This is a genomic window from Frondihabitans sp. GW821-FHT04F02, from assembly GCF_059420045.1.
In genome coordinates this window covers 96,123-122,082 of the sequence record NZ_JBWKSZ010000004.1, presented here as the reverse complement: position 1 = coordinate 122,082, position 25,960 = coordinate 96,123, and the positions used below count along the sequence as shown (strand labels likewise).

The window sequence follows — 25,960 nt, the reverse complement described above, 5'->3', positions numbered from 1 at the left end:
GCCTCTGGTGCTTCTGGGGAGTGTGAGGGTGGTTGCTTCCATTAAATTTACATCGATGTAAATTGCAAGATACGGGAGAGGGCGAGGGGTGTCAACCGAGGTCGGAGAGAAAGTCTCCGGCCGCGTTCAGGCCTGCGAGGCGCCGACCGACGACTCGCGGACCACGAGGCGGAACCCTGTCTCGATATCGACTGCGCCGGCAGGCGGCGCCACGCCCTCGATCCGGTCGATCAGGAGCGAGACGGCCTCGCGCGCGATCTCGTCGCGGCCGGGAGAGATCGTGGTGAGCGACGGTGTCGAGAACGAGCTGTCCTCGATGTCGTCGAATCCGACGACGATGACGTCGTCGGGAACCCGGATGCCATGGGACTGCATCCCCCGGAGGACCCCGAGGGCGAGCGCGTCGTTGAAGCACACCACCGCGTCGAAGTCGACGCCCGACGCGACGAGACGCTCGGCGGCGGCGACGCCGTCGGTCCGGTGCCACAGCGGCGTGGCTACCGACAGAGCAGGGTCGGGCTCGATCCCGTGCCCGCGAAGGGCATCCTCGTACCCGCGAAAGCGCGACGCGGCGGCACCTACCGGTCCGTCGGGATGCACCCCGACCACGGCGACGCGGCGACGTCCGAGATCGAGAACGTGGTCGGTGACCGCCCGGACGGCCTTCGCGTTCGACATCGTCACGTGGGCCGCGCGGCTCCCGTGAACACGCTCCCCCAAGACGATGAGCGGGAACTCGCCGTCGAGTTGATCGACGTCGGAGGCCTCGATCGTCAGCGGGCTGTAGATGAGGCCGTCGATCGAATGCTTCCGCATCGAGGCGACGGCGCTGATCTCACTGGCGGTATCGGACACGGTCTGCTCGATGAGCACCGTGTAGCCTCGATCGCCCGCCGCACGGATCACGGCGTCGGCGAGCTCGGCGAAGTACGCCTGGCTCAGCTCGGGCACGGCGAGACCGAGCACTCGCGTGCGGCCGACCCGGAGGTTGCGCGCCGACACGTTGATCTCGTAGTTGAGCTCCTCGACGGCCGCCATGACTCGGGCCCGCATGCGCTGCGACACGTGCTCGTAACCGGAAAGGACGTTCGACACCGTCTTGACAGACACTCCGGCGAGTGTCGCGACATCCTGCATGGTGGGCGCAGGGGTAGCGGACCAAGCCAACCGACGCCCCCCTCACTCGTTGCGAATGGACACAACCTAGCTCACGGTCGTCCGGGGAAGACGAACGGGGCGGCCCGCTGACGGCCTATCATTGGGCACTCCACCGCGCTGGAAGGACAATCATGGCAACGACGCCCCACAGCACGACCCGAGCGCCTTCCCTGGCGTCGACAGCACCGCTCAACGCTCTCGCGGTGATCGGCTTCGTCCTGGCGTTCGTCTTCTGCCCAGCCGGTCTCGTGGTCTCCCTGATCGCTCTGCGCAGCACCTCCCGGACCGGCGAGCGCGGAAGAGGCCTCGCCATAGCCGGGACCGTGGTCAGCCTGGTCTTCATCGCGATCGGGGTCACGGCCGGCTTCATGGTCGGGTGGCAGCTCCAGGTCTGAGTCGTCACCGGCGCGGTCACGCCGCGATGGGAGCCCCGCCGACCGGCGACCGTGACGAGCCGGCGGCAGCCGACCCGATGGTCGTCCCCCACAGGTGGTGCAGCTTCTTCCACGAGAAGCTCTCCTGCACGTAGGCGTGCCCCTCGCGCCAGTCCGGAGTGACCACGAACACGCTGCCCGCGTCCGAGCGGTCGTCCTCGAGGACGGCCATGGCGGTGGCGTTGAGCTGGTCGATCCGCTCCTTGATGAGCAGGCGCGCCAGCCGCGGGATTGGCTGGAACTCGTGCATGGGCGGGATGCCGGCGAAGACGATCTGCGTGTCGGGGCCGAACGACTCCCGCGCGCGGGCGAAGACGGTGCGCAGGTCGCGGCCCCAGGCGCCCGCGTCGGTGGCGAGGAGCACGTCGGGGATGCCGATCATGAACACGACGCGCGAGAAGTCGTACGTGTCGTGGCACGGCAGGGTCGCCACCCGGTGCGCTGTGAGGTCGAAGGCGGTCAGGGTCGACCAGGTGACACCCCGGCCGGTGCGCTGCCCGATGGCCGCCGCCGTGTACGAGGCGGCGCTCATGCCGTGACGGAGGACGCCGTAGCCGGCGACGGCGATATCGCCCACGAACAGGATGCGCTCGGGATCAGGCCCCCCGACGACACCCTCGGGTTCGTCCTCGGGGAAGAACGCGCGGTCGACATTCCGGCTGTAGAGCCAGAAGTGCAGACGCAGGATCGGCCGGGCGAAACGGAAGGCGAGGCGTGAGAGGAGAGATGTCATAGTCGGGGTGCCTCAGGGTGACGAGGCTGATCAGCAGGCACGGTTCGTGACGCGCGCTGAAATTCTGCCCGGTCGAGGCCGCAGGCGACTGCCCCCAGTTCTGAGGGTCGACCGATCGTTATGACAACGGTAGACAAGGGTGACCGCCCATTCGGCCGGTTCGTCGCACCGTCGTCAGGGAGTCACCGTGCCGCTTCTCCGCACGCGCCCCGCCCTGCCCGATCTCGTCGGCACGCTCCGAGCCGGCCGCCGACAGAAGTACCTCATCAGCTCCGCTCTCGTCGAGAAGGTCATCGCTCGAAGCCTCGCCCTGTACTGCCTCGTCTTCGGGGCGGTCGCCGTGCCGGAGGCATTCCGCGGCCAGCCGGCCATGAACCAGGTCTGGGCCTGGTGCATCGGATTCGCCGTCTTCGGCAGCCTGAGCGCGACGGTGATCGCCGGTCTCACCGGGCGACATGCCAAGACCGCGGCAGGAACTGCCAGCGCCGTCTACCTGATCGTCACCGTGTCCTGGCCCTTCTTCGCCTCCGACCCCGCGCGGGTGGCGCCGACCGCCCCCTGGCCGAGCCCGCTCTCGACGATCGCCTTCGCCGCCGCCGCATTCGCGTTCCCGCGAGTGCTCGCGATCGCCTACATGGCCATGGTCTACGTCGCCTACATCATCGTCCGCGAGACTCCGGCCGGCGGCGGCAGGCCGTTCCTGCAGTCCATCGCCGAGGCCGGGTACGGTCTCATGCTGGGTCTCGTCGTGCTGCTGCTGATCGGCATGTTCCGCCGCGCATCGGCCGCCGTCGACTCCGCGCACGGGACCGCCACGCGCAAGTACGCGCACGCCGTCCGCGAGCATCGCACCGAGCTCGAGCGCGTGCAGGTGGATTCGATCCTGCATGACAGCGTGCTCACCACGTTTCTCACGGCGGCGCGTGCGCACTCCCCCGAGGAGCGCCATCTGGCCGTCGCCATGGCGAAGCACGCCCTGACCGAGGTGGCCTCGGCCGGGGCGCTGCCCACGACCATCGACGACCTCGTGCCCCTCGACCAGCTCCGGGCCCGGTTCGCCGCGGCGTGCGAGGAGCTCGGCATCACCGCCGGGTTCAGCAGCGAGGGGCTGAAGGACTACTCGATCCCGGGCAGCGTCGTCGAGGCCTTCTTCTCGGCCGTCATGCAGGCCCTGACGAACAGCATCCAGCACGCCGGCCCAGGCGTCGTGACCCGCAACGTGCACATCCAGTGGCGCGACGAGGTGCTCACCGTCGGCGTCACCGACGACGGCATGGGCTTCGACACCGCCACCATGACGCCGGGCCGCCTCGGCGTACGGGTGTCGATCATCGAGCGCGTCGCCAACGTCGGCGGGCGTGCGTCGATCGACTCGACGCCGGGCGAGGGCACCGCCGTCACCCTGACCTGGCCTGCGGCCTGAGGCTGCGGGTCGTCGAGCGACGCCGTCGCGGGGTCTCCGCAGACAGAGAGAGCCCCGCTCATCGAAGACGAACGGGGCACTCGGAGACTGCTTGCTGGTGCGCGAGGGGGGAGTTGAACCCCCACGCCCTTTCGGGCACACGGACCTGAACCGTGCGCGTCTGCCTATTCCGCCACTCGCGCCAGCGTCGGCCTCTCAGCCAACCTGAAAACGATAGCATGCAGCGGGCACTACTCTTGCACCCGCTAGCTTGGGCAGACTTATCGGCCAGGCGGCAACCGGCCGAACGACCGACCAGGAGATCCAGTGGGACTGCTCGACAACTTCGAACGACGTCTGGAGCGTGCTGTCAACGGCACGTTCTCGAAGACGTTCCGTTCGGGCGTCCAGCCGCTCGAGATCACGGCGGCCCTGAAGCGCGAGATGGACGTGAAGGCGGCCGTGGTCTCGCGCGAGCGGATCCTGACGCCGAACGAGTTCACCGTGGCGCTCGCCTCGAAGGACTTCGCGCGGATGGACGAGATGGGCCGTGCCCTCGTCGACGAGCTCGCGGCCGAGGTCGAGGGGCACGCGCGCAAGCAGTCCTATTCTTTCGCGGGTCGCGTCCGGATCGAGCTGCGGCTCGACGAGCGACTCACGACCGGCATCCTGCGGATCGACTCGGCAAACGTCCGCGAGGAAGACGTCGTGTGGACCCCCGTCGTCGAGGTCGAGGGCACGCAGCACTCCCTCCTGAAGGGCCGCACTGTGATCGGCCGCGGCAGCGAGGCCGACATCACCGTGCAAGACACCGGCACGAGCCGAAAGCACGTCGAGATCCTGTGGGACGGCCAGCACGCTCAGGCCACCGATCTGGGTTCGACCAACGGCTCCAAGCTCGATGGCGTCCCGCTGACCAAGGCCGTCGTTCAGCCCGATTCTGTGATCCAAATAGGTCGTACGCGTATCGTGTTCCGAGTGCTTCCCGTCTCGACGTCCCGCAGCGGCTCCGCCGACGGCTCCCGCACCGGCCATAATCCGCCGGAAGGGGGCGCCCTCCGATGACCAGTGAGCTGACCCTCCTCGTCCTCCGCCTCGCCTTCATCGTCGTGCTGTGGCTCTTCATCTTCTTCATCGTCTACGCGCTCCGCAGCGACCTGTTCGGGCAGCGGGCCAAGAAGCTGCCCGCCGACCAGCAGCCCGCCGGCGGCCAGGCCCAGGCGGCAGCAGCGGCGGCCCCGAGTCAGGCTCCGCGGGCTCCCGCAGTTCCTACGCCCGCTGCCCCGGCGCCGACCTCCGACGTGACCGCGACCCGCCTCGTCATCACCAAGGGCGCCAAGAACGGGCTCGAGATGCCGCTCGGCGACGGGCCGCTCACGATCGGCCGCTCGAACGAGAGCAACCTGATCATCCGCGACGACTACACCTCGACCCACCACGCCCGGCTCATGCTGTGGAACGGCCGCTGGGTGATCCAGGACCTCGACTCGACCAACGGCACGTTCGTGAACGGGGAGCGCATCTCCGTCCCGACGCCGCTCGCCTCGAACACCACGGTCACCATCGGCACCACGAGCTTCGAGTTGCGGCGGTAGCGGGTGGCGTCGATCAGGAGCGCTGCGCTTTCCAACGTCGGAAAGATCCGGGCCAACAACCAAGACTCCGGCTACGCGGGCAATCAGCTCTTCGTCGTGGCCGACGGCATGGGCGGCCACGCCGGCGGCGACGTGGCCTCGGCGATCGCGATCCGCAGGATCCGCGAGACCGACAAGCCCTACTCGTCTCCGGGCGACGCCGAGTTCGCCCTCCAGTCGTCGCTGATCGCGGCCAACCAGCTGCTGGCCGAGACCGTCTTCGAGCACCCCGAGCTGACCGGCATGGGCACGACCGTCAGCGCGATGATGCGCGTCGGCGACAGCATCGCGATCGCCCATATCGGCGACTCGCGCATCTACCTGTACCGCGAGGGGGAGCTCAGCCAGATCACGGCCGACCACACCTTCGTGCAGCGCCTCGTCGACTCGGGCCGCATCACGCCCGAGGAGGCCGCCGTGCACCCGCGCCGCTCGGTGCTGATGCGCGTGCTCGGCGACGTCGACGCGGCCCCCGAGATCGACACGGCGATCCTGGGCACGCAACCGGGCGACCGCTGGCTGATCTGCTCGGACGGCCTCTCGAGCTACCTGGCCGAAGACCGGATCCGCAAGGCGCTGGCCTCCGGGCTCGACGCCGATGCCGTGTCGCGCCGTCTCGTCAAGGAGACGCTCGACCACGGCGCCCCCGACAACGTGACCGTCGTCGTCGTCGACGTCGACGAGAGCGAGATCTCGTCGGCCGAGCAGCCCACCACCGTCGGCTCGGCCGCCACGCCCCTGACGTTCGAGGGCGAGCAGGGCCGACGCCCGCTGCGCCTCCCCACGATCCTCCTGCACCCGCTCAAGGTGGCCACGACCCCAGAGGACAGCCACTTCGAGCCCGAGTCCGACGAGTACCTCGCCGAGCTCATCGCCGAGGACCGCCGGCGCGCCCGCACCCGCCGCATCACCTGGCTGGTGGCTCTCGCAGTCGCGATCATCATCGTCGCGACCGGCGTGATCCTCACCTACCGCTGGACCCAAGACCACTACTACGTCGGCGAGCAGGACGGCACCGTCGTGATCTACAAGGGCGTGCAGCAGACGCTCGGGCCGATCCACCTGTCGAGCGTCTACGAGACGACGCAGGTCAAGGTCGACGACCTGTCGAGCTACACGCAGACGACCGTGAAAGACACGATCAACGCGGGAAGCCTGACCGACGCCCGGACCATCGTCGAGAGGCTCGCGAATGCCAGCGGCTGACGACGCCACCGAGGCGATCGGCCGCCCCTCGACCCCGGCCGCCGCGAGCGCCTCGACCCCTGCGGGTACGAACCTCACCGGCTCCACCCTCACGCAGACGATCACGATCCGCCTGCGCCAGCCGGCGCGCCTGCGCAACATCGAGCTTCCGCTGCTGATCGTGGCCTGCGGAATCTCGGCCGGGGCGATGCTCCTGGTGCAGCTCGGCGCCCTCGGCGAGATCCGCTCCGACGTGCTGTGGTCGGGCGGCCTGGTCCTGCTCCTCGCCCTCGTCCTGCACGTCGTGCTTCGCGTCGTCGCGCGCGACGCCGATCCGTTCGTGCTGCCGATCGCCCTCACCCTCAACGGCCTGGGCATCGCCGAGATCTACCGCATCGACATCCCCTCCTGGTCGGGCTCGAACCCGACCCACGCGGGCGAGCGCCAGATCCTGTGGACGACAGCGGCTCTCGTCGTGGCCATCATCGCGATCATCGCGATCAAGAACTACCGGATCCTCGCCCGCTACCGCTACATTGCGATGTTCGTCTCGATCGTCTTCCTCCTGCTGCCGCTCGTGCCCGGCCTCGGCCGCCGCGGGCTCGCCGCACGCGTCTGGATCGACGTCGGCCCGCTCTCGTTCCAGCCCGGTGAGATCGCCAAGATCACGCTCGCGATCTTCTTCGCCGGCTACCTCGTGCAGGCCCGCGACAGCCTGTCGCTGATGGGGCCGAAGATCCTCGGCATGCGCTTCCCGCGGCCCCGCGACCTCGGGCCGATCCTGATCATCTGGGGCATGGCCATGGTCGTGCTGGTGTTCGAGAAAGACCTCGGCACCTCGCTGCTGTACTTCGGCCTGTTCCTGGTGATGATCTACGTCGCCACCGGCAAGGCCAGCTGGGTCGTGCTGGGCATGGTCCTGTTCGTCGGCGGCGCCATCGCGGCCGCCCTCACGCAGGAGTACGTCCACGACCGGTTCGAGGCGTGGCTGAACCCGCTCAGCAACTCCGTCTACGGCGCGCCCGGCGGCAGCTACCAGCTCGTCACGGGCCTGTTCGGCCTCGCCAACGGCGGCCTCATCGGCACCGGCTTCGGCCAGGGCAGCCCCGGCACGACGCCGCTCGCGCAGTCGGACTACATCATCGCGTCGCTCGGCGAGGAGCTGGGGCTCGCCGGACTCATCGCGATCCTGGGCCTCTACATCCTCCTGGTCTCGCGGGGCTTCCGCATCGGCTTCGTCGGCACCGACGACTTCGGCCGCCTGCTCGGCGTCGGCCTCTCGTTCATCATCGCCCTCCAGGTGTTCGTCGTCATGGGCGGCGTGACGCGCGTCATCCCGCTGACCGGGCTGACCATGCCGTTCCTCGCGGCCGGAGGCTCCTCCCTGCTCTCGAACTGGATCATCGTGGCGCTCATCCTGCGGCTCTCGGACGGAATCCGCACCGGCCCCCGGGCGGTGGTCGGCTGATGAACAAGGAGCTCAAGCGCGTCAGCATCGTGGTGCTCGCCATGTTCGTGGCGCTCATGGTGTCGAGCACGTACATCACCGGCTTCCAGGCGGAGTCGCTCAAGGCCGACCCGCGCAACAGTCGGGCGATCCTGCAGAGCTACTCCGCGCAGCGGGGCGCCATCGTCGTCGACGGCCAGGCGGTCGCCAACTCGAAGCCGGTCGACGACCAGTACAAGTTCTTGCGCACGTACTCGGACGGCGAGCTCTATGCGCCGGTGACCGGCTACTACACGCTGGGTCAGGGCTCGACCGGCATCGAGAGCGCCCTGAACAAAGAGCTGTCGGGCACCTCGAACGAGCAGTTCTTCGACAAGCTGAACTCGCTTCTCACCGGCAAGGACCCCGAGGGCGCGACGGTCAACACGACGATCGACGCGGCCGTGCAGAAGGTCGCCTACGACGCCCTCGGCAGCAACACCGGCGCCGTCGTCGCGATCGAGCCGTCGACGGGCAAGATCCTCGCGATGGTGTCGAAGGGCTCGTACGACCCCAACCAGCTGGCCAGCCATGATCGCGCCAGCGTGCTGAAGGCGTACAAGACGCTCATCGCCGACTCGTCGCAGCCGCTGATCAACCGGGCGATCCAGGGCGATCTGTACTTCCCGGGCTCGACCTTCAAGCTCGTCGTCGCGGCCGCCGCGTTCGAGAGCGGCAAGTACACGAAGGCCTCGAAGCTCGACAACCCGGCGACGCTGACCCTGCCCGGCTCGACCCGCAAGATCAACAACGCCGAGGGCGGCTCGTGTGGCGCCGGCAAGACGGTCACGATCGAGACCGCGCTCATCGACTCGTGCAACATCCCGTTCGCCGAGCTCGGCGCCGAGCTGGGCTACGACCGGATCAACGCGATGGCGAAGGCGTTCGGCTTCGACAGCGCCCTCGAGATCCCGCAGCGGACCGCCGAGAGCGTGTTCCCCTACACCGACGACACCGCGACCCTGATGCTGCAGTCCTTCGGGCAGGGCAGCGTCCGCGAGTCGCCGCTGCAGGTCGCCATGACCACAGCGACGATCGCGAACGGAGGCACCGAGATGACACCCACGCTCATCGAGAGCATCGTGAACCCCGACCTGTCGACCCTGAAGTCGTTCCAGGCTCAAGAACTGGGCACCCCGATCAGCTCCGACACCGCGGCGACTCTGACCGAGCTCATGACCGAGGTCGTCAACAAGGGCACCGGAACCAATGCAAGAATTAGCGGCGTCGACGTCGCGGGCAAGACCGGCACCGCGGAGAACGGTGACGGCGACCCCTACACGCTCTGGTTCACGGGATTCGCTCCGGCGAAAGACCCGAAGGTGGCAGTGGCGGTCGTCGTGGGGAACGGTGGCGGTCAGGGACAGTCGGCGGTCGGCAATACGGTTGCGGCACCGATCGCAAAGCAAGTGATGGAGGCGGTGCTCAACAAATGAGGCCATTCAGCGGGCTCACTCTGGGCGGACGGTACGAGCTGTCGTCCCGGGTCGCGATCGGCGGCATGGGCGAGGTGTGGCAGGCGACCGACCTGGTCATCGGCCGGACCGTCGCGGTCAAGATCTTGAAAGACGAGTACCTCGGCGACCCGGGGTTCCTCGAGCGCTTCCGCGCCGAGGCCCGTCACGCCGCTCTCGTCAACCACGAGGGCATCGCCAACGTCTTCGACTACGGCGAGGAGGAGGGCAGCGCCTACCTAGTCATGGAGCTCGTGCCCGGCGAGGCCCTGTCGACCGTGCTCGAGCGCGACCGCGTGCTCCCCACCGACAAGGTGCTCGACATAGTCGCGCAGACGGCGTCGGCACTTCAGGCGGCTCACGCGGCCGGCCTCGTGCACCGCGACATCAAGCCCGGCAACCTCCTCGTGACGCCGGACGGCCGAGTCAAGATCACCGACTTCGGCATCGCCCGCATCGCCGACCAGGTGCCGCTCACCGCGACCGGCCAGGTCATGGGCACCGTCCAGTACCTCTCGCCCGAGCAGGCGTCCGGTCACCCGGCCTCGCCCTCGACCGACATCTACTCGCTCGGAATCGTCGCCTACGAGGCCCTCGCCGGCCGCCGCCCCTTCACGGGCGAGTCGCAGGTCGCAATCGCGATGGCGCAGATCAACGAGACGCCGCCCGATCTGCCGACGACCATCCCCGAGCCCGTGCGCAAGCTCGTCTACTCGTCCATCGCCAAGAAGCCGGCGGAGCGACCCGCGTCGGCTTCGGCGCTGGCCCAGGCGGCCCGGGCTCTTCGCCGCGGCGACGTGGCGGCGGCGACCGCCGCAGTTCCGATGCTCGGAATCGGGGGTGCCGGCGACGCCGCGACCCAGGTGTTCGCCGCTGCAGACGCGACCACCCGCCTCATGTCGGCCGCCGACGCTCAGGCGCCGACGACAGCAGTGAACCCCGGCCTCGGCACCGGCCTCGTCGAGACGCCCGGCGAGGGCGACGAGGAGCCTCAGAAGAAGAAGCGCGGCCCGTGGTTCTGGCCGATCATCGTGCTCGCCATCATCATCGTCGTCGGCGGCGGCATCGGCCTCGCGTTCGCTCTGACCAACGGCGGCACGCCGTCGGCGCAGGAGACGACCAAGGCCCCGCCGAAGTCGTCGAGCACCCCCAGGGAGTCGCCGACGCCGACCACGACGCCGACCGACGACAGCGCTCTGATCGTGCAGACCGACTACACCGGCAAGACCGAGGCGCAGGTGCGCCTGCTGCTCGGCGACATGGGCTTCGAGGTGAACACGTCGCAGGATTCGCAGACCGCACCGACCACGGCCGACCAGGGCAAGGTCTACAAGGTCAACCCGACCGGCGTGGTCAAGAAGACGACCCCGATCGTGATCTACGTCTACACGGCGGCCCCCTCGGCCGACCAGCCGGGCGCGCCCACGGCGGCACCCACCGCGATCGACACGACGCAGACGGCGACGATCACGATCCCGACCTACACCGGCTGCCCCGTCGGCTACTCGCTCACCGGGTTCAGCTACACGATCTCGGGCGGCACCGACTCGGGCGGAAAGACGTCGAACTCGGTCGGCGCCAACACGACGACCGTGACGGTGAAGTCGACCGAGGTCGGCACGCTGACGTTCAGCTACAAGGCCAAGTGCGGGTCCGTCACCTCGGCCGCGTCGGCCGGCGTGTCGGTCACCGTGACGGCGGCGCCGTCGGCCGATCCGACCGACGACGGCACCGATCCGGCTGCCGGCGATGGCACGAACGGCAACGGAAACGGCAACAACGGCAACGGAAAAGGCAACCAGTAGGTCTGCTGTAGGTACTTGCGCCCTCACAGCGCGCCCAGACCTCCACGGTCCCGCCCAGGTACACTGGTCGGGACCGTGGCATTTTGGGAGTATTCGTGGCTGAAGGCGTGACCGAGGGGATCAGCCTCCTCGCCAACCGTTACCAGATCGGTCACCTGATCGGTCACGGTGGCATGGCGAACGTCTACATGGGCACCGACTCCCGCCTCGGCCGCCAGGTCGCGATCAAGCTCATGAAGTCGCAGCTCGCCAGCGACCCGGCCTTCCGCACCCGCTTCCGCCAGGAGGCTCAGGCCGCCGCCCGCATGGCGCACCCCACGATCGTGCGTGTCTTCGACGCCGGCGAAGAGAGCGTGCGCGACGCCCTGGGCAACCAGGTGCTCGTGCCCTACATCGTCATGGAGTACGTCGAGGGGCGCCTGCTCAAAGACATCGTCGCCGAGGGGCCGCTCGATCCCAAGGAGGCCGTGAGGATCACCGAGGGTGTCCTGACCGCCCTCGAGTACTCGCACCGCGCCGGCGTCGTGCACCGCGACATCAAGCCCGGCAACGTGATGCTGACGCACACCGGCCAGGTCAAGGTGATGGACTTCGGCATCGCCCGGGCCGTCTCCGACTCCGCCGCCACCGTCGCGCAGACCACGGCGATCCTCGGCACCGCCCAGTACTTCAGCCCCGAACAGGCCCGCGGCGAGACCGTCGACGCTCGCTCCGACCTCTACTCGACCGGCGTGCTCCTCTTCGAGCTGCTCACCGGCCGGCCGCCCTTCCGCGGCGAGTCGCCCGTCGCCGTCGCGTACCAGCACGTCAGCGAGCCGCCCGTGCCGCCGAGCGTGCTCAACCCGGCGATCTCACCGGCCCTCGACGCCGTCACGCTCCACGCCCTCGCCAAGAGCCGGTTCGACCGGTTCCAGAGCGCGGCGGAGTTCCGCAGCGACGTCGTCGACGCCGGATCCGGCAATCTCCCGGCCCGTCGCCAGCAGCACGTCACCGTGGCGGCCGCCGACACGACCACGACCATGTTCGGGGTCAACCCCAACGCGGCCATGGGCTCCGAGGCGGCGCTCAAAGAGCTGAACAGCAGCGAGGCGAACCGCCCCGCCCGCACCCAGACGCGGCCGCCCGTCGCCTGGATCTGGGCCGGGATCGTGCTCATCGCCATCATCGTCATCGCCGTGGTCATCTGGGTCGCCCGCCTGTCACCCGTCGTCCTGCCCTCCACGGCCGGCATCGACGTGCCGACGGTCGCCTCCGAGCCGTACAAGACCGGCGCCGCGAAGCTGACGAAGCTCGGTCTGGTACCCGAGCGCTCCGATATCACGAGCGAGTCGGTCGACGAGGGCGACATCGTCAAGACCAGCCCGCCCGCCGGCACGCCCGTCGCCAAAGACGAGATCATCACCGTCTACGTCTCGACCGGCCCCGACACCGTGGCGATGCCCGACGTCAGCGGATCATCCACCGCCGACGCCTGGGACCAGCTCACGACCCTCGGTCTGCAGCAGGGCTCCGTCAGCGAGCAGGACAGCCCGACGGTCGCGGCAGGCACGGTCATCTCGTCCACACCTGAACCAGGGACCAGCGTCGAGCCGGGCAGCACCGTCGACCTCGTCGTCTCGAGCGGGACCGTCAACGTACCCGACGTGACAGAGAAGTCGGTCGCCGACGCGATGTCGGCGCTCTCGTCGCTCGGCCTCGACGTGCGGACGACCGCCGACGACTCGTGCACCGGCAACATCGTCAGCACCCAGTCGCTGCCCGTCGGCGAGCAGCCTCAGGGGTCGACGATCACTCTGACCGTCTGCAGCGGTCAGTAGCAGCGTCGGCGCGCACCCTCGGCATGCCTTCTCGCGGTGGCCCCGCCAGCACGATCGGCCGGGTTCTCACGACCTGCGGCGCAGGAACTGGCCGTCGAGCCACCCCCTGCGGGTCGCCCCGCCTCAGCCGAGGTTGACGAGCGGGCTCAGACCCTTGGCGGCATCGACCGCCGTCGGCAGACCCGCGACGGCGAGCCAGTTGCCGATCATGCTGTAGCCGCCTTCCGTGAGCACCGACTCGGGGTGGAACTGCACACCGTAGACGTTAGCATCGCGGTGCTTGAGCCCCATGATGACGCCACCGGAGGTGCGTGAGGTGACCTCCAGCTCGGCGGGCACGGTGTCGTCGACGACGGCGAGGGAGTGGTAGCGCGTAGCGAGGAACGGCTGCGGAACGTTCGCGTAGAACTCGCTGCTGTCGTGCGTGACTCGGGAGGTCTTGCCGTGCATGAGCTCTTCGGCGTGCGTGACGGTTGCGCCGAGAGCCTCCGCGATCGCCTGGTGACCCAGGCAGACGCCGAGAAGGGGCGTGCCGCCGTCGAGAGCCGCGTGCACGACGTCGATCGAGACGCCGGCGGCTGCCGGGGTACCAGGGCCCGGCGAGAGGAGCACGCCGTCGTAGTCGGCGATGCGGGCGGCCGAGTCGGAACCGGAGAACGAGTCGTTGCGCACGACCTCTGTCTCGGCGCCGAGCTGCTGGAGGTAGCCGTTGAGCGTGTAGACGAAGCTGTCGTAGTTGTCGACGACGAGGATGCGAGTCATGGGGAGTCAACCGTAACGTCAGGGGAAGGGATGAGGGAATCGGCGAAGGGGAACACCCAGGTCACCAGCGCGTAGAGCACGGCGGCCAGGAGCACGATCAGGATCAGCACCCGCACCCACCAGGGGCCGGGCAGCACTCTCCAGAGGGCGGCGTACACGAGCGCCTACGACTTCGTCGTCGCGAGCGACGCGATCTCGGCGGGTGGGCCGGCGGACAGGGGTCGCCACGAGTCGAAGACGCCGTAGGCGATGATCCGCTCGGCGGCGCTGTACTTCGGATTGCAGCTCGTCAGGGTGATGAGCCGGTCTTTCGAGGCGGCGTCGATCGTCGGGGCGTCGGGAACGACTTGAAGCACCTGGACCTGCGTCGGCTTGACGTACTGGAGGTTGCGGAACGTGTAGGTGTAGTAGCCCTTGCTCGTCTGCACGTAGATGTGGTCGCCGATCTTCAGCTGAGCGATGTTCGCGAACGGAGCCCCGTGCGTGGTGCGGTGGCCGGCGATGGCGAAGTTGCCTACCTGCCCGGGCATCTGCGTCGAGTCGTAGTGGCCGGCCGCACCGGTGTCGAGCGTCTGGGCCGTGCCTGTGCCGCCGTCGACCGGCACCTGGTAGTCGGCGCCGAACCGGGGCACGAAGAGCACGCCGAACGCCTCGCCGTCTTTCGCGGCCGGGGTGATGGCCGGCGTCCCGTAGTCACCGTCGACGGGTGCGGTGGTCGGCCCGGCGCCGGCCTCATCGTGCAGCTTCTGGCTGAGCGACGACGCTTCGCTGCGCGTCGTGCCGGAGACCAGGATGTCGTTGAACCACTGCTGCCAGACGATGAAGAGCAGGACGACCACGCCGAGGGTGATGAGGACCTCCCCAGCGACGCCGACGACGGACGTGCGACGGCGCGACGAGCGTCGGGAGCTCCGGCGAGTCAGCGAGTCGGTCATCACACGATTCTACGGGCGCGTGCGTGAGCGTGAAGAGGTTGTCCACAGGGGCAGCCAGAGTCTGCACAGCCGGTATGCCGGTACACTTCTGCCCATGGCCAGAGATAAGAAGACCACCGCACCGGCGGCACGCACCGGCGAGGGATCGTCCGCCAACCGACCGAACCCCGTCTGGTTCAAGCCGGTGATGTTCGGCTTCATGCTTCTCGGGCTCGTCTGGATCATCGTCTACTACGTGTCGCAGAGCACCCTGCCTGTTCCGTCCCTCGGGTCGTGGAACATCCTGATCGGCTTCGGCATCATGTTCATCGGCTTCCTGATGACCACGCGCTGGCGCTGATCCGAGCCTCCGAGCGATTCGATAACGATCGGTCTTACACGGGTGTAACTATCCCCACTGTGGATGGACCTGTGGATAACTTGCTCCACGACGAAGGCCCCCATCTCAGGCGAGATGCGGGGCCTTCGTCGTGGATAGCGTCAGCCGATGGCGCCGGTCAGCGTCGCAGACCGGACCAGGATGATCACGATGAGCGCGACCCCGAGGCCGATCGTCAGGCCTCGTTGAGCGTTCAGCTGCGACCGGTGCTGGGTGCGCGTGAAGATCAGCGCCGACAGAGCGCCGATCGCAGCGGCGCCGATGTACATCTGCCAGGGCGAACCCAGGACGAGCCCGATCACGATGTTCAGCGCGATCAGAACGAGGATCTGGTTCGCCTGCTGCCCTCTCGACCGCAGGATCACATAGAAGGCCCCGAACAGGCCGAACATCGCTGATCCGACGATCGGCACGATGTAGCCCGGGATGAAGATCGAGCTGGCCAGCTCGCCGCCGAGGGCGCCGAGCACGTACAGGGCTATGAAACGCGCCCGGCCGAGCTCCCGCTCGATCATCGATCCGAACGCCCACAGCATGTAGACGTTGAAGGCCAGCTGGATGATCGCGAAGATGCCGCTGTAGACGAAGATCCCGGTGACGATCCGCCACGGCTGCGACAGAGCCAGGGCTCCGTTGAAGCCCAGCAGGTTGAACCCGCCGGGCACGAGCCCGATCAGGAAGCCGACTCCGGCCAACGCCATCAGCCCGTAGGTGACGACGGGCCCGCCCGACGACGCCAGGCCGTTCATGCGCGTCACGACGCGCGGCTTCACCCGCGGCATGCTGCCGCGCTGCTCGCGCACGCACTCCGGGCAGTGGACGCCGACGGCTGCCGGCGTCTGGCACTGCGTGCAGATCGTGCGCCCGCACCGCTGGCAGAGAATGAAGCTCTGCCGGTCGGGGTGGCGGTAGCAGAAGTTGTCGGCGTTGCGGGGAACGTTCGTCACTAAGGCCTAGACCTCGTCGATGGTGACGCTCTGGATCACCACGTCGTCGATCGGCTTGTCGCGCGCGTCGGTCGGGGTCGCCTGGATGGCGTCGACGACCTTCTTCGACTCGGCGTCGGTGACCTCGCCGAAGATGGTGTGCTTGCCCTGCAGCCAGGGGGTCGCCACCGTGGTGATGAAGAACTGCGAGCCGTTGGTGCCCTTGCCGCCGCGCGTGCCGGCGTTGGCCATGGCGAGGATGTAGGGCTCCTTGAAGGTGAGCTCGGGGTGGATCTCGTCGTCGAAGTTGTAGCCCGGGCCGCCGACGCCCTGACCGAGGGGGTCGCCGCCCTGGATCATGAAGTCCGGGATGATGCGGTGGAAGACCACGCCGTCGTACAGCTTGTCGGTCGACTTCACGCCCGTGGCGGGGTGGGTCCACTCGATGGTGCCGGTGGCGAGGCCGACGAAGTTGGCGACGGTCTTCGGGGCGTGGTTGCCGAAGAGGTCGACCTTGATCGTGCCGAGGTTCGTGGTGATCGTGGCTACAGCGGTGTGCGATGACATGGTGACGATTCTTCCACAGGGACATCGAGATTCAGTCGTTCCTCAGAGATCATCCTGTGACCTGTCAGGGGAGCGCGTGCCAGGATGGGTTGATCGTCGCAATGATCCACACGAGGGAGAGCTAATGGCCACGTCACGCAAGCGCACACGCGAACTGAAGAAGCTCCAGGGGGATGCCGCCGGCATCTGGGGAGAGCAGCGCGAAGTCCTCGGCCACTCTGCCGACTTCTGGAAGGCCGCGGGCGCCGAAGCCGCCGAAGTCGTGAAGAACGACGTCGCTCCGCGCGTCAAGGCCGCGTTCGACGCGCAGGTCAAGCCCGCCGTCTCGTCCGGTGTCGCCTCGGCCACGGCCGCAGCCGGCCAGGCCAAGGAGAAGCTGGTCAAGGATGTCGCTCCCGCCGTCTCGGCCGCCGTCGCGTCGAGCCCGTTGAGCGATGCTCTTCCCGACCTCGACATCGACGGTCTGAAGAAAAAGGGCAAGAAGCTCAGCCGCCGTGCCAAGCGCAAGGCGCTGAAGAAGGCCGCAAAGGCCGCTCGCAAGCACCCCAAGGCCACGAAGAAGGTGGCGAAGGCCGCCCTTCAGGCCAAGAAGGTCCAGAAGCAGGTCGCCAAGAAGACGTCCAAGAAGAAGGGCCTCAGCGGCGGCAAGGTCTTCCTGATCATCCTCGGCATCGGCGCACTGGCCGCCGTCGTCTACGCCGCGGCGCAGACGCTCCGTGCCGACGACGAGCTGTGGGTTGCCGACGACGAAGAGACCAAGGCCTGAGCGCACGATCCAGTGCCCCACGAAGCCCGTCCCCGCAAGGGGGCGGGCTTCTCCCGTCCCACCCGCCGACAGGTACCGGGCCGCCGAGACGAGGATCCGCTGTTGCCGATGCGGCATGCCGCCGATGCGGCATGCCGCCGGCAGCGGCCGAACAAGCACGACGAGAGTTTTCCGCGAGGTAAGCCGAAGGCGAACCGAACACGAGGAGGCGAATCGAGTGGAGCCTGGGAGAATCGAACTCCCGACATCCTGCTTGCAAAGCAGGCGCTCTACCAACTGAGCTAAGGCCCCGGGTGGTGCTACCCCGGGAAGGGGATCTTCATGCCGGTTATCAGCATGGAGTGGGGCTAATAGGACTTGAACCTATGACCTCTTCGTTATCAGCGAAGCGCTCTAACCGCCTGAGCTATAGCCCCCTGGACCGAATAAGACAGTACCGTATTCGCGGCCATTCGCTAAATCGGCGCCGGCTCGGCGTCGTTCAGCTCTGTCGTCGTTCGGCTCTGTCGTGGATCGGCTTCAGTTGTTGGTGAATCCGACGAGCAGCCCGCCGGTGATCCGCACGCTCAGGTTGTAGAGGAGAGCGGCGATAGCACCGAGCACGGTGCCGATCACGATGTTCAAGATGGCCACGACGACGGCGAACAGCATCACCTGCCCGATCGACAGCGTGTTCTGCAGTGTGAAGCTGTTGTCGCCCAGCACTTCCTGCAGGAGGGTGTCGACGGTGTCGAAGATCCCCAGGCGGGTGAGGATCACGTAGATCAGGAACGTCGCGACGACGGTGATGATGCCGAGTGCCACCGCGATGAGGAAGGACAGCTTCACCGTCGACCAGAAGTCGATGTAGACGAGCTTCAGTCGCACCTGCTTGGTGCCGACTGGCTTCTTGGCCTTGTTCTGAAGCTTTTCAGCGACGCTAGTCATTCGTTCGTCGTGTCCTCTCCGGCGGTGTCACCCGTGGTGTCGTCGGCACCGTCTGGAGCCTCGGTGGCGCTTTCGTCAACCGTGGCAGACTCTGCACCGGTTGCGCCTCCGTCTTCAGGCGCATCTTCATCGGCACTCTCGTCGGACGCACCTTCGAGGTTGCGCTCCGAGTTGCGTGCGACGGCGATGATCTTGTCGTCGGCGGCGAACCGCGCGAAGACGACGCCCATGGTGTCGCGGCCCTTGGCTGGTACCTCGGACACGGCAGACCTTACCACCTTGCCTCCGGACAGAACGACGAGCACCTCGTCGTCCTCGGAGACGATCATGGCGCCGGCGAGATCGCCCCGGGCTTCGGCCAGCTTGGCGACCTTGATGCCGAGACCGCCGCGGTTCTGGATGCGGTACTGGTCGGCGGCGGTGCGTTTCGCGTAGCCGCCCTCGGTCACGACGAAGACGAATCCGGCCTCGTCGACGACCGATGCCGAGAGGAGGCTGTCGGCGTCGCGGAACGTCATGCCCTTCACGCCCGACGTCGAGCGGCCCATCGGGCGCAACGAGTCGTTGGAGGCGGTGAAGCGCAGTGACATGCCGTGACGCGAGACCAGGAGGAGGTCATCGTGCTCGTCGACCAGCAGAGCGGAGACGAGCTCGTCCCCCTCACGCAGATTGATGGCGATGATGCCGCCGGTCCGGTTCGTGTCGTACTCGGTCAGCGCCGTCTTCTTGATGAGTCCGTCGCGGGTGGCGAGCACCAGGTAGCTGGCGACTTCGTAGTCGGGGATGTCGAGGACCTGCGAGATCTCCTCGTCGGGCTGCATCGCGAGCAGGTTGGCGACGTGCTGGCCCTTGGCGTCGCGGCCGGCCTCCTGCAGCTCGTACGCCTTGGCACGGTAGACGCGGCCCTTGTTGGTGAGGAACAGCAGCCAGTGATGCGTCGTGGTCACGAAGAAGTGGTCGACGACGTCGTCAGCGCGGAGCTGGGCACCCTTGACGCCCTTGCCGCCGCGGTGCTGAGAGCGGTAGTTGTCGCTGCGCGTGCGCTTGATGTAGCCGCCGCGGGTCAGCGTGACGACCATCTCCTCCTCGGGAATGAGGTCTTCGACGCTCATGTCGCCGTCGAACCCGAACATGATCTCAGTGCGGCGGTCGTCGCCGAACTTGTCGGTGATCTCTTTGAGCTCGTCGCTGACGATGCTGCGCTGGCGACCCGGCTTCGCGAGGATGTCCTGGAAGTCGAGGATCTTGCGCTCGAGCTCGTCGTGGTCGTCCTGGATCTTCTGGCGCTCGAGGGCGGCCAGGCGGCGAAGCTGCATCGCGAGCACCGCATTGGCCTGGAGCTCGTCGATGTCGAGCAGCTCGATGAGGCCCGATCGGGCCTCGTCGACGGTGGGCGACCGGCGAATGAGCGCGATGACCTCGTCGAGGGCGTCGAGGGCCTTGATATAGCCGCGCAGGATGTGCGCGTCGGCCTCGGCCTTGCGCAGACGGAACTGCGTGCGGCGGACGATGACCTCGATCTGGTGCGCGACCCACGCCGAGATGAAGCCGTCGAGCGGCAGGGTGCGCGGCACGCCGTCGACGATGGCGAGCATGTTCGCGCCGAAGTTCTCCTGGAGCGACGTGTGCTTGTAGAGGTTGTTGAGCACGACCTTCGCGACTGCGTCGCGCTTGAGCACGATGACCAGGCGCTGGCCGGTGCGGCCGGAGGTCTCGTCGCGGATGTCGGCGATGCCGGCGACGCGCCCCTCGCGGACGAGGTCGGCGATCTTGATCGCGAGGTTGTCGGGGTTCACCTGGTACGGCAGCTCGGTGACGACGAGGCACGTGCGGTTCTGGATCTCCTCGACGTTGACCACGGCGCGCATCGTGATCGAGCCGCGGCCGGTGCGGTAGGCGTCGTGGATCCCGCGCACGCCGAGGATCTGCGCGCCGGTGGGGAAGTCGGGGCCCTTGATGCGCTGCATGAGCGCCTCGAGGAGCTCCTCGCGGTTGGCCTCGGGGTTCTCGAGGTACCACTGCGCGCCGGCGGCGACCTCGCGAAGGTTGTGCGGCGGGATGTTCGTCGCCATGCCGACGGCGATGCCGACCGAGCCGTTGACGAGCAGGTTCGGGAAGCGGGCCGGCAGGATCGCCGGCTCCTGCGTGCGGCCGTCGTAGTTGTCCTGGAAGTCGACAGTGTCCTCGTCGATGTCGCGGACCATCTCGAGGGCGAGTGGAGCCATCTTGGTCTCGGTGTACCGGGGGGCGGCCGCGCCGTCGTTCCCCGGCGAGCCGAAGTTGCCCTGGCCGAGCGCCAGCGGGTAGCGGAGGCTCCACGGCTGCACGAGGCGGACGAGCGCGTCGTAGATTGCGGAGTCGCCGTGGGGGTGGAAGTTTCCCATCACCTCGCCGACGACGCGGGCGCACTTCGAGAACGCGCGGTCGGGGCGGTAGCCGCCGTCGTACATCGCGTAGATGACGCGGCGGTGCACCGGCTTCAGGCCGTCGCGCACCTCGGGGAGCGCACGCCCGACGATGACGCTCATCGCGTAGTCGAGGTAGGAGCGCTGCATCTCGAGCTGGAGGTCGACGGCTTCGATGCTGTCGCGCTTCAGCTGAGCGGCGAACTCTCGTGGGGCCACGCCCTCGGGGATGCCGCCGGTGGTGTCGTCGGTCTCGTCTGCCATCGTTCGTGTTCTTTCGGTTGTCGGCCCCGTGCATCCTGCACGTGACGATCACTCGGGACCCTGCACGAGTGCAGGAACTCGGGTGGGGATCAGATGTCGAGGAAGCGAACGTCTTTCGCGTTCTGCTGGATGAAGTTGCGTCGCAGCTCGACGTCTTCGCCCATGAGGGTGTTGAAGATCGTGTCGGCGGCTACCGCGTCGTCCAGGGTGACCTGGCGGAGCGTGCGGGTCTCGGGGTCCATCGTGGTCTCCCAGAGCTCCTTGTAGTCCATCTCGCCGAGACCCTTGTAGCGCTGGATGCCGTTGTCTTTCGGCATGCGCTTGCCTTCGGCCTTGCCGGCCGCGGTCAGGGCGTCGCGCTCGAGGTCGCTGTACACGTACTCGTGCGGGGCGTTCGACCACTTGAGCTTGAACAGCGGGGGCATGGCCAGGTAGACGTAGCCGAGGTCGATCAGGGGGCGCATGTACCGGAAGAGCAGCGTCAGCAGCAGCGTCGTGATGTGCTGGCCGTCGACGTCGGCGTCGGCCATGAGCACGATCTTGTGGTACCGGGCCTTCTCGGGGTCGAAGTCGTCTCCGATGTCGGCGCCGAACGCCTTGATCATCGACTGCACCTCGTTGTTGCCGAGAGCGCGGTCGAGGCGGGCCTTCTCGACGTTGAGGATCTTGCCGCGGAGCGGGAGGATCGCCTGAGTCTCGGGGTTGCGGCCCTGGACGGCCGAGCCGCCGGCCGAGTCGCCCTCGACCAGGAAGATCTCGCTGAGCGCCGGGTCTTTGCTCTGGCAGTCCTTGAGCTTGCCGGGCATGCCGTTCGACTCGAGAACGCCCTTGCGACGCGTGGAGTCGCGGGCCTTGCGAGCTGCCAGCCGAGCCGCCTGCGCGGCCTGACCCTTCTTGATGATCTCCTTGGCCTGGATCGGGTTCTTGTCGAACCAGTCGTTGATCTGGTCGTAGGCGACCTTCTGCGTGAACGACTTGGCCTCGGTGTTGCCGAGCTTCGTCTTCGTCTGCCCCTCGAACTGCGGCTCGCCGAGCTTGATCGAGATGACCGCGGTGAGGCCCTCGCGGACATCCTCGCCCGACAGGTTCTCGTCTTTCTCCTTGATCAGGCTCTTCTCTTTGCCGTACTTGTTGACGACCGTCGTCAGCGCGGCGCGGAAGCCCTCTTCGTGAGTGCCGCCCTCGTGGGTGTTGATCGTGTTGGCGTAGGTGTGGACGCTCTCGCTGTACGAGGTGTTCCACTGCATGGCGACCTCGAGGGCCATGCGCCGATCGGTGTCCTCGGCCTCGAAGCTGATGATGTCGTCGTGGACGACCTCGACCTTCTTGGTCGCGTTCAGGTACTCGACGTAGTCCTCGAGCCCCTTCTCGTACATGAAGTCGTCGCTCTTGACCGTGGCGCCGTCGGGGGCGTCCTCCGGGAGCGGGCGCTCGTCCGTCAGCGTGATGCGGAGGCCCTTGTTGAGGAAGGCCATCTGCTGGAAGCGGGCACGAAGCGTCTCGTAGTCGAACTCGACGGTCTCGAAGATCTCGGCGTTCGGCCAGAAGGTGATCGTCGTCCCCGTGTCGGGGGCGTCCTCGCCCTGGGCGAGAGGCGCGACCGGCACGCCGTCGGTGAAGCTCTGGCGCCAGACGGAACCCTGGCGGTGCACCTCGACGTCGAGCTCGGTCGACAGAGCGTTCACGACAGATGAGCCGACGCCGTGCAGACCACCCGAGACCGCGTAGCCGCCGCCGCCGAACTTGCCGCCGGCGTGCAGCACCGTGAGGACGACCTCGACGGTCGACTTCTTCTCGACCGGGTGGATGTCGACGGGGATGCCGCGTCCGTTGTCGATGACGCGGATGCCGCCGTCTTCGCGCATGGTGACGTGGATCGTGTCGCAGTACCCCGCCAGAGCCTCGTCGACGGCGTTGTCGACGATCTCGTAGACGAGGTGATGCAGACCGCGGGGACCGGTGGAGCCGATGTACATGCCAGGACGCTTGCGAACCGCTTCGAGCCCTTCGAGTACCTGGATGTCGCTGGCTTCGTAGGAGTGATCGGTGCCGTCGCTGGACTTCGGTGACATCAGTTGTGGGGCTCCTGCCGTTGTTCTCGATACGTCGCAGACGGGGCTGTGGACACACCGTCGTATCTGGTTACGGAGGCCTCGCGCGCGACGGGACAAGTCTATCGCAGGAGGTCGGCCCAGCGGGCGAAATACGCCCTCAGAGCGATTTTCCTGGGCTGGTTGACCGATTCACCCCTGTCAACCGTAAGTATCGCGAGGACCACGCCCTGGAACCGATCTGGGACCCCGTTTCCAGGTCGGGGCGTTGGGGGCGAGAAAACGCATCGACTCGATCCCCGCCTGCGGGTAGGTCGTGACGATCGACGTCGTGATCTGCGACCGCATCAATCGGAGCTGCGTCGCCCACGCCGTCGAGTCGCACTGCACGGTGAGGGTGCCGTCTTCGATTCCGACCGGAACGGAGTGGCCGGCGAGCTCCGCGCCGACGAGATCGGGCCACGCGTTCATCAGGTCGGACTGCGCCAGGGCCGAGTTCCAGCCCAGTTCTGTCGTGACGCCGAGGATCACGTCGGCGATCCCCTTCGGGTCGCGGCCGCTCGAGAACGGCTGGCTCGGGGCTCCCGATCGTGCGATCCGCCGCTTCGCGTCGCGACCTCGGCTCGACGCATCGCCGAACACCCGCCGAAAGCGGAGGTAGACGCGCTGCGCCTCGTTGTCGTCGACCGGCCCCGGCCTGCGCGGGCTCATGCGCCGCCGTCGATCGACGCCTCGGGCGAGGGAGCGGAAGCCACGGGCGCAGGAACTCGGGGTGGTTCCGATTCGACGATTCTCCCCTTCGAGATCCGCACGACGTGCGCCGCGAGTCTCTCCGGGACGTCCTCCTCCACCGCCGCCGTGATGAGCACCTGCTCGTAGTCCGCGACCGCATCGGCGAGGCGCTCGCGTCGAGTCCGGTCGAGCTCGGCGAAGACGTCGTCGAGCACGATGACCGGGTCGCCGGTGGCCGACTCGCGGCGGAGCACGGCGGCCGAGGCGAGCTTGAGGGCGAGGGCGAACGACCACGACTCGCCGTGGCTCGCGTAGCCGCGCGCCGGAAGCCTGTTCAGCTGCAGGAAGAGATCGTCGCGGTGCGGCCCCACGAGCGTGACGCCGCGCTCCAGCTCGTTGCGGCGCACCCGCGCGACCGCCTCCCGGAATGTCGGCTCGATCTCGGCCGCGGGCAGGGCCGGCTGCGCCGACTCGATCGCGTCGTCATCTTCTTGCAGCCTGCCGCGGATGCTGACGACCGTCGACAGGTCGGCGGCGTGATCGTCGCCGGCGACCGACTGGTACGCGGCGCCGACCTCGGGCCGCAGCGCCTCGACGAGCATCTCGCGCGACGCGATGATCTCGCTGCCGAGCACGACGAGGCGGTCGTCCCAGATGTCGAGCGTGGAGAGCTTGTCGCCCTTGACGCCGGTATTACGCGCCGACTTCAGCAGCGTGTTGCGCTGGCGGAGAACCCTGTCGTAGTCCGACAGCACTCCGGCCAGGCGAGGGTTGCGCGCCACGAGCAGCTCGTCGAGGAACCGCCTGCGCCCACCCGGCTCCCCCCGCACGAGCGAGAGGTCTTCGGGGGCGAACAGGATGCTCGAGAAGTAGCGGGGAAGCTCGCGGGGCTTGATCGCGCCGCGGTTGATCTGCGCGCGGTTCGGCGCGGACCGGTTGATCTGGACCTCGACGAGCAGGTCGCGCTCGGAGCTCTCGATCTTGGCCCGCACGATCGCCGAATCGAAGCCGGCCCGGATCATCGCCGAGTCGTTCGACACACGGTGCGATCCGAGGGTGGCCAGGTAGCCGAGGGACTCGACGAGGTTCGTCTTGCCCTGGCCGTTGCGGCCGACGAAGAGATTGGGCCCGCGCGCGAGTTCGACTTCAGCAGACGCGTAGTTGCGGAAATCGGTCAGGCTGAGGTGGAGTACACGCACGCGGGCCCCTCTGGGTGGAACGGAGAGGCTAGTCGGCCTTCTTGACCGCGTGGCCGCCGAACTGGTTGCGCAGCGCCGCGACGGCCTTCATCGTCGGCGACCCGTCGCCCTGGCGGGAGACGAAGCGGGCGAAGATGGAAGCGCTGATCGTGGGCATCGGCACAGCGAGCTCGATGGCATCGGCGAGAGTCCAGCGACCCTCACCCGAGTCCTCGACGTAGCCCGAGATCTCGTCGAACTTCGGGTCGGCCTCGAGGCCGATGACGAGGAGCTCGAGGAGCCAGGAGCGCACGACCGTGCCGCGCTGCCAGGCCTTGAAGGTTCCGGGGACGTCTTTGACGAGGTCCTTCTTCGCCTCGAGGAGCTCGAAGCCCTCGCCGTACGCCTGCATGATGGCGTACTCGATGCCGTTGTGGACCATCTTCGTGTAGTGGCCGGCGCCGACGGGGCCGGCGTGGACGAAGCCCTCGGCCTTGGGGCCCTCGGGACGAAGGGCGTCGAAGATCGGCATGGCGAGGGCGACGTTCTCGTCGGATCCGCCGACCATCAGGCCGTAGCCGTTCTTGAGGCCCCAGACGCCGCCAGAGACACCGGCGTCGATGTACTTGATGCCCTTCTCGGCGAGGAGCTTCTCGTTGTCGAAGTCGCTGGTCCACTTCGAGTTGCCGCCGTCGATGACCATGTCACCCTCGGAGAGCACCTCCGAGAGTTCCTTGACGACGCCGGCGGTGATGGCGCCCGACGGGACCATGGCCCAGACGATGCGGGGGGCGGGCAGTGCGGCGGCGAGCTCCTTGAGGTCGGCGACGTCGGAGACATCGGGGTTGTGGTCGTACCCGGTCACCTCGATGTCGTGCTCGCGCAGGCGGGTGCGCATGTTGTTGCCCATTTTGCCGAGACCGATGAGGCCGATGTGCATGAGGTTCCTTTTGTTCAGGT

Annotated in this window: 24 protein-coding genes and 3 tRNA genes; 11 read left to right on the top strand and 16 right to left on the bottom strand. The window is 67.7% G+C overall.

Annotation, left to right across the window (positions count from 1 at the left end):
• Positions 1-126: 126 nt before the first annotated feature.
• Positions 127-1,137: a LacI family DNA-binding transcriptional regulator gene (locus tag AC07TY_RS12085; protein WP_488626752.1), complete on the bottom strand. Its 1,011-nt coding sequence runs from the start codon at positions 1,135-1,137 to the stop codon at positions 127-129.
• A gap of 152 nt (positions 1,138-1,289) precedes the next feature.
• On the opposite strand from AC07TY_RS12085, the gene AC07TY_RS12080 reads away from it, so the two are divergent.
• A complete protein-coding gene (locus tag AC07TY_RS12080; protein WP_494785506.1) occupies positions 1,290-1,553 on the top strand; it encodes a DUF4190 domain-containing protein in 264 nt (87 codons plus the stop codon).
• Between the two features lie 16 nt (positions 1,554-1,569).
• Here AC07TY_RS12080 and AC07TY_RS12075 read toward each other — a convergent pair whose 3' ends face one another.
• Positions 1,570-2,325 (bottom strand): GDSL-type esterase/lipase family protein, encoded by a 756-nt coding sequence (locus tag AC07TY_RS12075; protein WP_494785505.1) that lies wholly within the window; start codon positions 2,323-2,325, stop codon positions 1,570-1,572.
• A 139-nt stretch (positions 2,326-2,464) separates the two neighbouring features.
• Between AC07TY_RS12075 and AC07TY_RS12070 the strand changes: the two genes are divergently transcribed.
• Complete coding sequence (locus AC07TY_RS12070; RefSeq protein WP_494785504.1) at positions 2,465-3,748, top strand: sensor histidine kinase; 1,284 nt, start codon at positions 2,465-2,467, stop codon at positions 3,746-3,748.
• Between the two features lie 95 nt (positions 3,749-3,843).
• Here the strand turns inward: AC07TY_RS12070 and AC07TY_RS12065 are convergent.
• Positions 3,844-3,930 (bottom strand) — tRNA-Leu (locus AC07TY_RS12065).
• Positions 3,931-4,054: 124 nt separating this feature from the next.
• Here AC07TY_RS12065 and AC07TY_RS12060 point away from each other — a divergent pair.
• The 7 genes from AC07TY_RS12060 (at position 4,055) to pknB (ending at position 13,108) form a co-directional block, all read left to right on the top strand.
• The gene (locus AC07TY_RS12060) at positions 4,055-4,792 is read left to right on the top strand and encodes an FHA domain-containing protein (protein ID WP_494785503.1); all 738 of its coding nucleotides are present in this window, start codon (positions 4,055-4,057) and stop codon (positions 4,790-4,792) included.
• On the top strand, positions 4,789-5,322 hold the full coding sequence (locus tag AC07TY_RS12055) for an FHA domain-containing protein FhaB/FipA (protein WP_494785502.1): 534 nt from the start codon (positions 4,789-4,791) through the stop codon (positions 5,320-5,322). The genes AC07TY_RS12060 and AC07TY_RS12055 overlap by 4 nt, the downstream gene beginning before the upstream one ends.
• Positions 5,323-5,325: 3 nt before the next feature.
• Positions 5,326-6,567 (top strand): PP2C family protein-serine/threonine phosphatase, encoded by a 1,242-nt coding sequence (locus AC07TY_RS12050; protein ID WP_123506670.1) that lies wholly within the window; start codon positions 5,326-5,328, stop codon positions 6,565-6,567.
• A complete protein-coding gene (locus AC07TY_RS12045; RefSeq protein ID WP_494785501.1) occupies positions 6,554-8,014 on the top strand; it encodes an FtsW/RodA/SpoVE family cell cycle protein in 1,461 nt (486 codons plus the stop codon). Before AC07TY_RS12050 ends, AC07TY_RS12045 begins: the two co-directional genes overlap by 14 nt.
• Positions 8,014-9,468 carry a peptidoglycan D,D-transpeptidase FtsI family protein gene (locus AC07TY_RS12040; RefSeq protein ID WP_494785500.1) on the top strand — a complete coding sequence of 485 codons (1,455 nt, stop codon included), beginning with the start codon at positions 8,014-8,016 and terminating at the stop codon, positions 9,466-9,468. The genes AC07TY_RS12045 and AC07TY_RS12040 overlap by 1 nt, the downstream gene beginning before the upstream one ends.
• Positions 9,465-11,291 (top strand): protein kinase domain-containing protein, encoded by a 1,827-nt coding sequence (locus AC07TY_RS12035; RefSeq protein WP_494785499.1) that lies wholly within the window; start codon positions 9,465-9,467, stop codon positions 11,289-11,291. Before AC07TY_RS12040 ends, AC07TY_RS12035 begins: the two co-directional genes overlap by 4 nt.
• 107 nt (positions 11,292-11,398) lie before the next feature.
• A complete protein-coding gene (gene pknB, locus AC07TY_RS12030; protein WP_494785498.1) occupies positions 11,399-13,108 on the top strand; it encodes a Stk1 family PASTA domain-containing Ser/Thr kinase in 1,710 nt (569 codons plus the stop codon).
• A gap of 123 nt (positions 13,109-13,231) precedes the next feature.
• Here the strand turns inward: pknB and AC07TY_RS12025 are convergent, their stop codons facing one another.
• From AC07TY_RS12025 to AC07TY_RS12015, 3 genes are read right to left on the bottom strand one after another with little or no spacing between them, the layout of a single operon-like run.
• Positions 13,232-13,870, bottom strand: a complete 639-nt coding sequence (locus tag AC07TY_RS12025) for an anthranilate synthase component II (protein ID WP_494785497.1) — start codon at positions 13,868-13,870, stop codon at positions 13,232-13,234.
• Positions 13,867-14,028, bottom strand: a complete 162-nt coding sequence (locus AC07TY_RS12020) for a hypothetical protein (RefSeq protein WP_494785496.1) — start codon at positions 14,026-14,028, stop codon at positions 13,867-13,869. The genes AC07TY_RS12025 and AC07TY_RS12020 overlap by 4 nt, the downstream gene beginning before the upstream one ends.
• Positions 14,029-14,034: 6 nt before the next feature.
• A complete protein-coding gene (locus tag AC07TY_RS12015) occupies positions 14,035-14,805 on the bottom strand; it encodes a class E sortase (RefSeq protein ID WP_494785495.1) in 771 nt (256 codons plus the stop codon).
• Between the two features lie 94 nt (positions 14,806-14,899).
• Between AC07TY_RS12015 and AC07TY_RS12010 the strand changes: the two genes are divergently transcribed.
• Positions 14,900-15,145 (top strand): cell division protein CrgA, encoded by a 246-nt coding sequence (locus AC07TY_RS12010; protein WP_123506663.1) that lies wholly within the window; start codon positions 14,900-14,902, stop codon positions 15,143-15,145.
• Between the two features lie 140 nt (positions 15,146-15,285).
• On the opposite strand, the gene AC07TY_RS12005 is transcribed toward AC07TY_RS12010, so the two are convergent.
• On the bottom strand, positions 15,286-16,131 hold the full coding sequence (locus tag AC07TY_RS12005) for a rhomboid family intramembrane serine protease (protein ID WP_494785494.1): 846 nt from the start codon (positions 16,129-16,131) through the stop codon (positions 15,286-15,288).
• A 6-nt stretch (positions 16,132-16,137) separates the two neighbouring features.
• Positions 16,138-16,677: a peptidylprolyl isomerase gene (locus AC07TY_RS12000; protein WP_123506661.1), complete on the bottom strand. Its 540-nt coding sequence runs from the start codon at positions 16,675-16,677 to the stop codon at positions 16,138-16,140.
• Positions 16,678-16,801: 124 nt separating this feature from the next.
• Here AC07TY_RS12000 and AC07TY_RS11995 point away from each other — a divergent pair, with 124 nt between their 5' ends.
• Positions 16,802-17,443 carry a hypothetical protein gene (locus AC07TY_RS11995; protein WP_494785493.1) on the top strand — a complete coding sequence of 214 codons (642 nt, stop codon included), beginning with the start codon at positions 16,802-16,804 and terminating at the stop codon, positions 17,441-17,443.
• A 218-nt stretch (positions 17,444-17,661) separates the two neighbouring features.
• Here the strand turns inward: AC07TY_RS11995 and AC07TY_RS11990 are convergent.
• The 8 genes from AC07TY_RS11990 to gnd form a co-directional block, all read right to left on the bottom strand.
• Positions 17,662-17,734, bottom strand: a tRNA-Ala gene (locus tag AC07TY_RS11990).
• 51 nt (positions 17,735-17,785) lie between these two features.
• Positions 17,786-17,859, bottom strand: a tRNA-Ile gene (locus AC07TY_RS11985).
• A 103-nt stretch (positions 17,860-17,962) separates the two neighbouring features.
• Complete coding sequence (locus AC07TY_RS11980) at positions 17,963-18,370, bottom strand: DUF3566 domain-containing protein (protein WP_123506659.1); 408 nt, start codon at positions 18,368-18,370, stop codon at positions 17,963-17,965.
• Positions 18,367-21,039, bottom strand: coding sequence for a DNA gyrase subunit A (gyrA, locus tag AC07TY_RS11975; protein WP_123506658.1), 2,673 nt, complete (start codon positions 21,037-21,039; stop codon positions 18,367-18,369). The genes AC07TY_RS11980 and gyrA overlap by 4 nt, the downstream gene beginning before the upstream one ends.
• A gap of 89 nt (positions 21,040-21,128) precedes the next feature.
• Positions 21,129-23,111, bottom strand: a complete 1,983-nt coding sequence (gene gyrB, locus AC07TY_RS11970; RefSeq protein WP_123506657.1) for a DNA topoisomerase (ATP-hydrolyzing) subunit B — start codon at positions 23,109-23,111, stop codon at positions 21,129-21,131.
• Positions 23,112-23,291: 180 nt separating this feature from the next.
• Positions 23,292-23,801 (bottom strand): DciA family protein, encoded by a 510-nt coding sequence (locus AC07TY_RS11965; protein ID WP_123506656.1) that lies wholly within the window; start codon positions 23,799-23,801, stop codon positions 23,292-23,294.
• Positions 23,798-25,021, bottom strand: a complete 1,224-nt coding sequence (gene recF, locus AC07TY_RS11960) for a DNA replication/repair protein RecF (RefSeq protein WP_494785492.1) — start codon at positions 25,019-25,021, stop codon at positions 23,798-23,800. The genes AC07TY_RS11965 and recF overlap by 4 nt, the downstream gene beginning before the upstream one ends.
• Positions 25,022-25,049: 28 nt before the next feature.
• Positions 25,050-25,940, bottom strand: a complete 891-nt coding sequence (gnd, locus tag AC07TY_RS11955) for a phosphogluconate dehydrogenase (NAD(+)-dependent, decarboxylating) (protein WP_123506654.1) — start codon at positions 25,938-25,940, stop codon at positions 25,050-25,052.
• Positions 25,941-25,960: the final 20 nt, after the last annotated feature.

Bases quoted from the DNA above. Each gene is read 5' to 3' on its own strand.
- AC07TY_RS12085 (WP_488626752.1), bottom strand. From the start codon at position 1,137: ATGCAGGATGTCGCGACACTCGCCGGAGTGTCTGTCAAGACGGTGTCG.
- AC07TY_RS12080 (WP_494785506.1), top strand. From the start codon at position 1,290: ATGGCAACGACGCCCCACAGCACGACCCGAGCGCCTTCCCTGGCGTCG.
- AC07TY_RS12075 (WP_494785505.1), bottom strand. From the start codon at position 2,325: ATGACATCTCTCCTCTCACGCCTCGCCTTCCGTTTCGCCCGGCCGATC.
- AC07TY_RS12055 (WP_494785502.1), top strand. From the start codon at position 4,789: ATGACCAGTGAGCTGACCCTCCTCGTCCTCCGCCTCGCCTTCATCGTC.
- AC07TY_RS12045 (WP_494785501.1), top strand. From the start codon at position 6,554: ATGCCAGCGGCTGACGACGCCACCGAGGCGATCGGCCGCCCCTCGACC.
- AC07TY_RS12040 (WP_494785500.1), top strand. From the start codon at position 8,014: ATGAACAAGGAGCTCAAGCGCGTCAGCATCGTGGTGCTCGCCATGTTC.
- AC07TY_RS12035 (WP_494785499.1), top strand. From the start codon at position 9,465: ATGAGGCCATTCAGCGGGCTCACTCTGGGCGGACGGTACGAGCTGTCG.
- AC07TY_RS12025 (WP_494785497.1), bottom strand. From the start codon at position 13,870: ATGACTCGCATCCTCGTCGTCGACAACTACGACAGCTTCGTCTACACG.
- AC07TY_RS12015 (WP_494785495.1), bottom strand. From the start codon at position 14,805: ATGACCGACTCGCTGACTCGCCGGAGCTCCCGACGCTCGTCGCGCCGT.
- AC07TY_RS12010 (WP_123506663.1), top strand. From the start codon at position 14,900: ATGGCCAGAGATAAGAAGACCACCGCACCGGCGGCACGCACCGGCGAG.
- AC07TY_RS12000 (WP_123506661.1), bottom strand. From the start codon at position 16,677: ATGTCATCGCACACCGCTGTAGCCACGATCACCACGAACCTCGGCACG.
- AC07TY_RS11995 (WP_494785493.1), top strand. From the start codon at position 16,802: ATGGCCACGTCACGCAAGCGCACACGCGAACTGAAGAAGCTCCAGGGG.
- AC07TY_RS11980 (WP_123506659.1), bottom strand. From the start codon at position 18,370: ATGACTAGCGTCGCTGAAAAGCTTCAGAACAAGGCCAAGAAGCCAGTC.
- gyrA (WP_123506658.1), bottom strand. From the start codon at position 21,039: ATGGCAGACGAGACCGACGACACCACCGGCGGCATCCCCGAGGGCGTG.
- gyrB (WP_123506657.1), bottom strand. From the start codon at position 23,111: ATGTCACCGAAGTCCAGCGACGGCACCGATCACTCCTACGAAGCCAGC.
- AC07TY_RS11965 (WP_123506656.1), bottom strand. From the start codon at position 23,801: ATGAGCCCGCGCAGGCCGGGGCCGGTCGACGACAACGAGGCGCAGCGC.
- gnd (WP_123506654.1), bottom strand. From the start codon at position 25,940: ATGCACATCGGCCTCATCGGTCTCGGCAAAATGGGCAACAACATGCGC.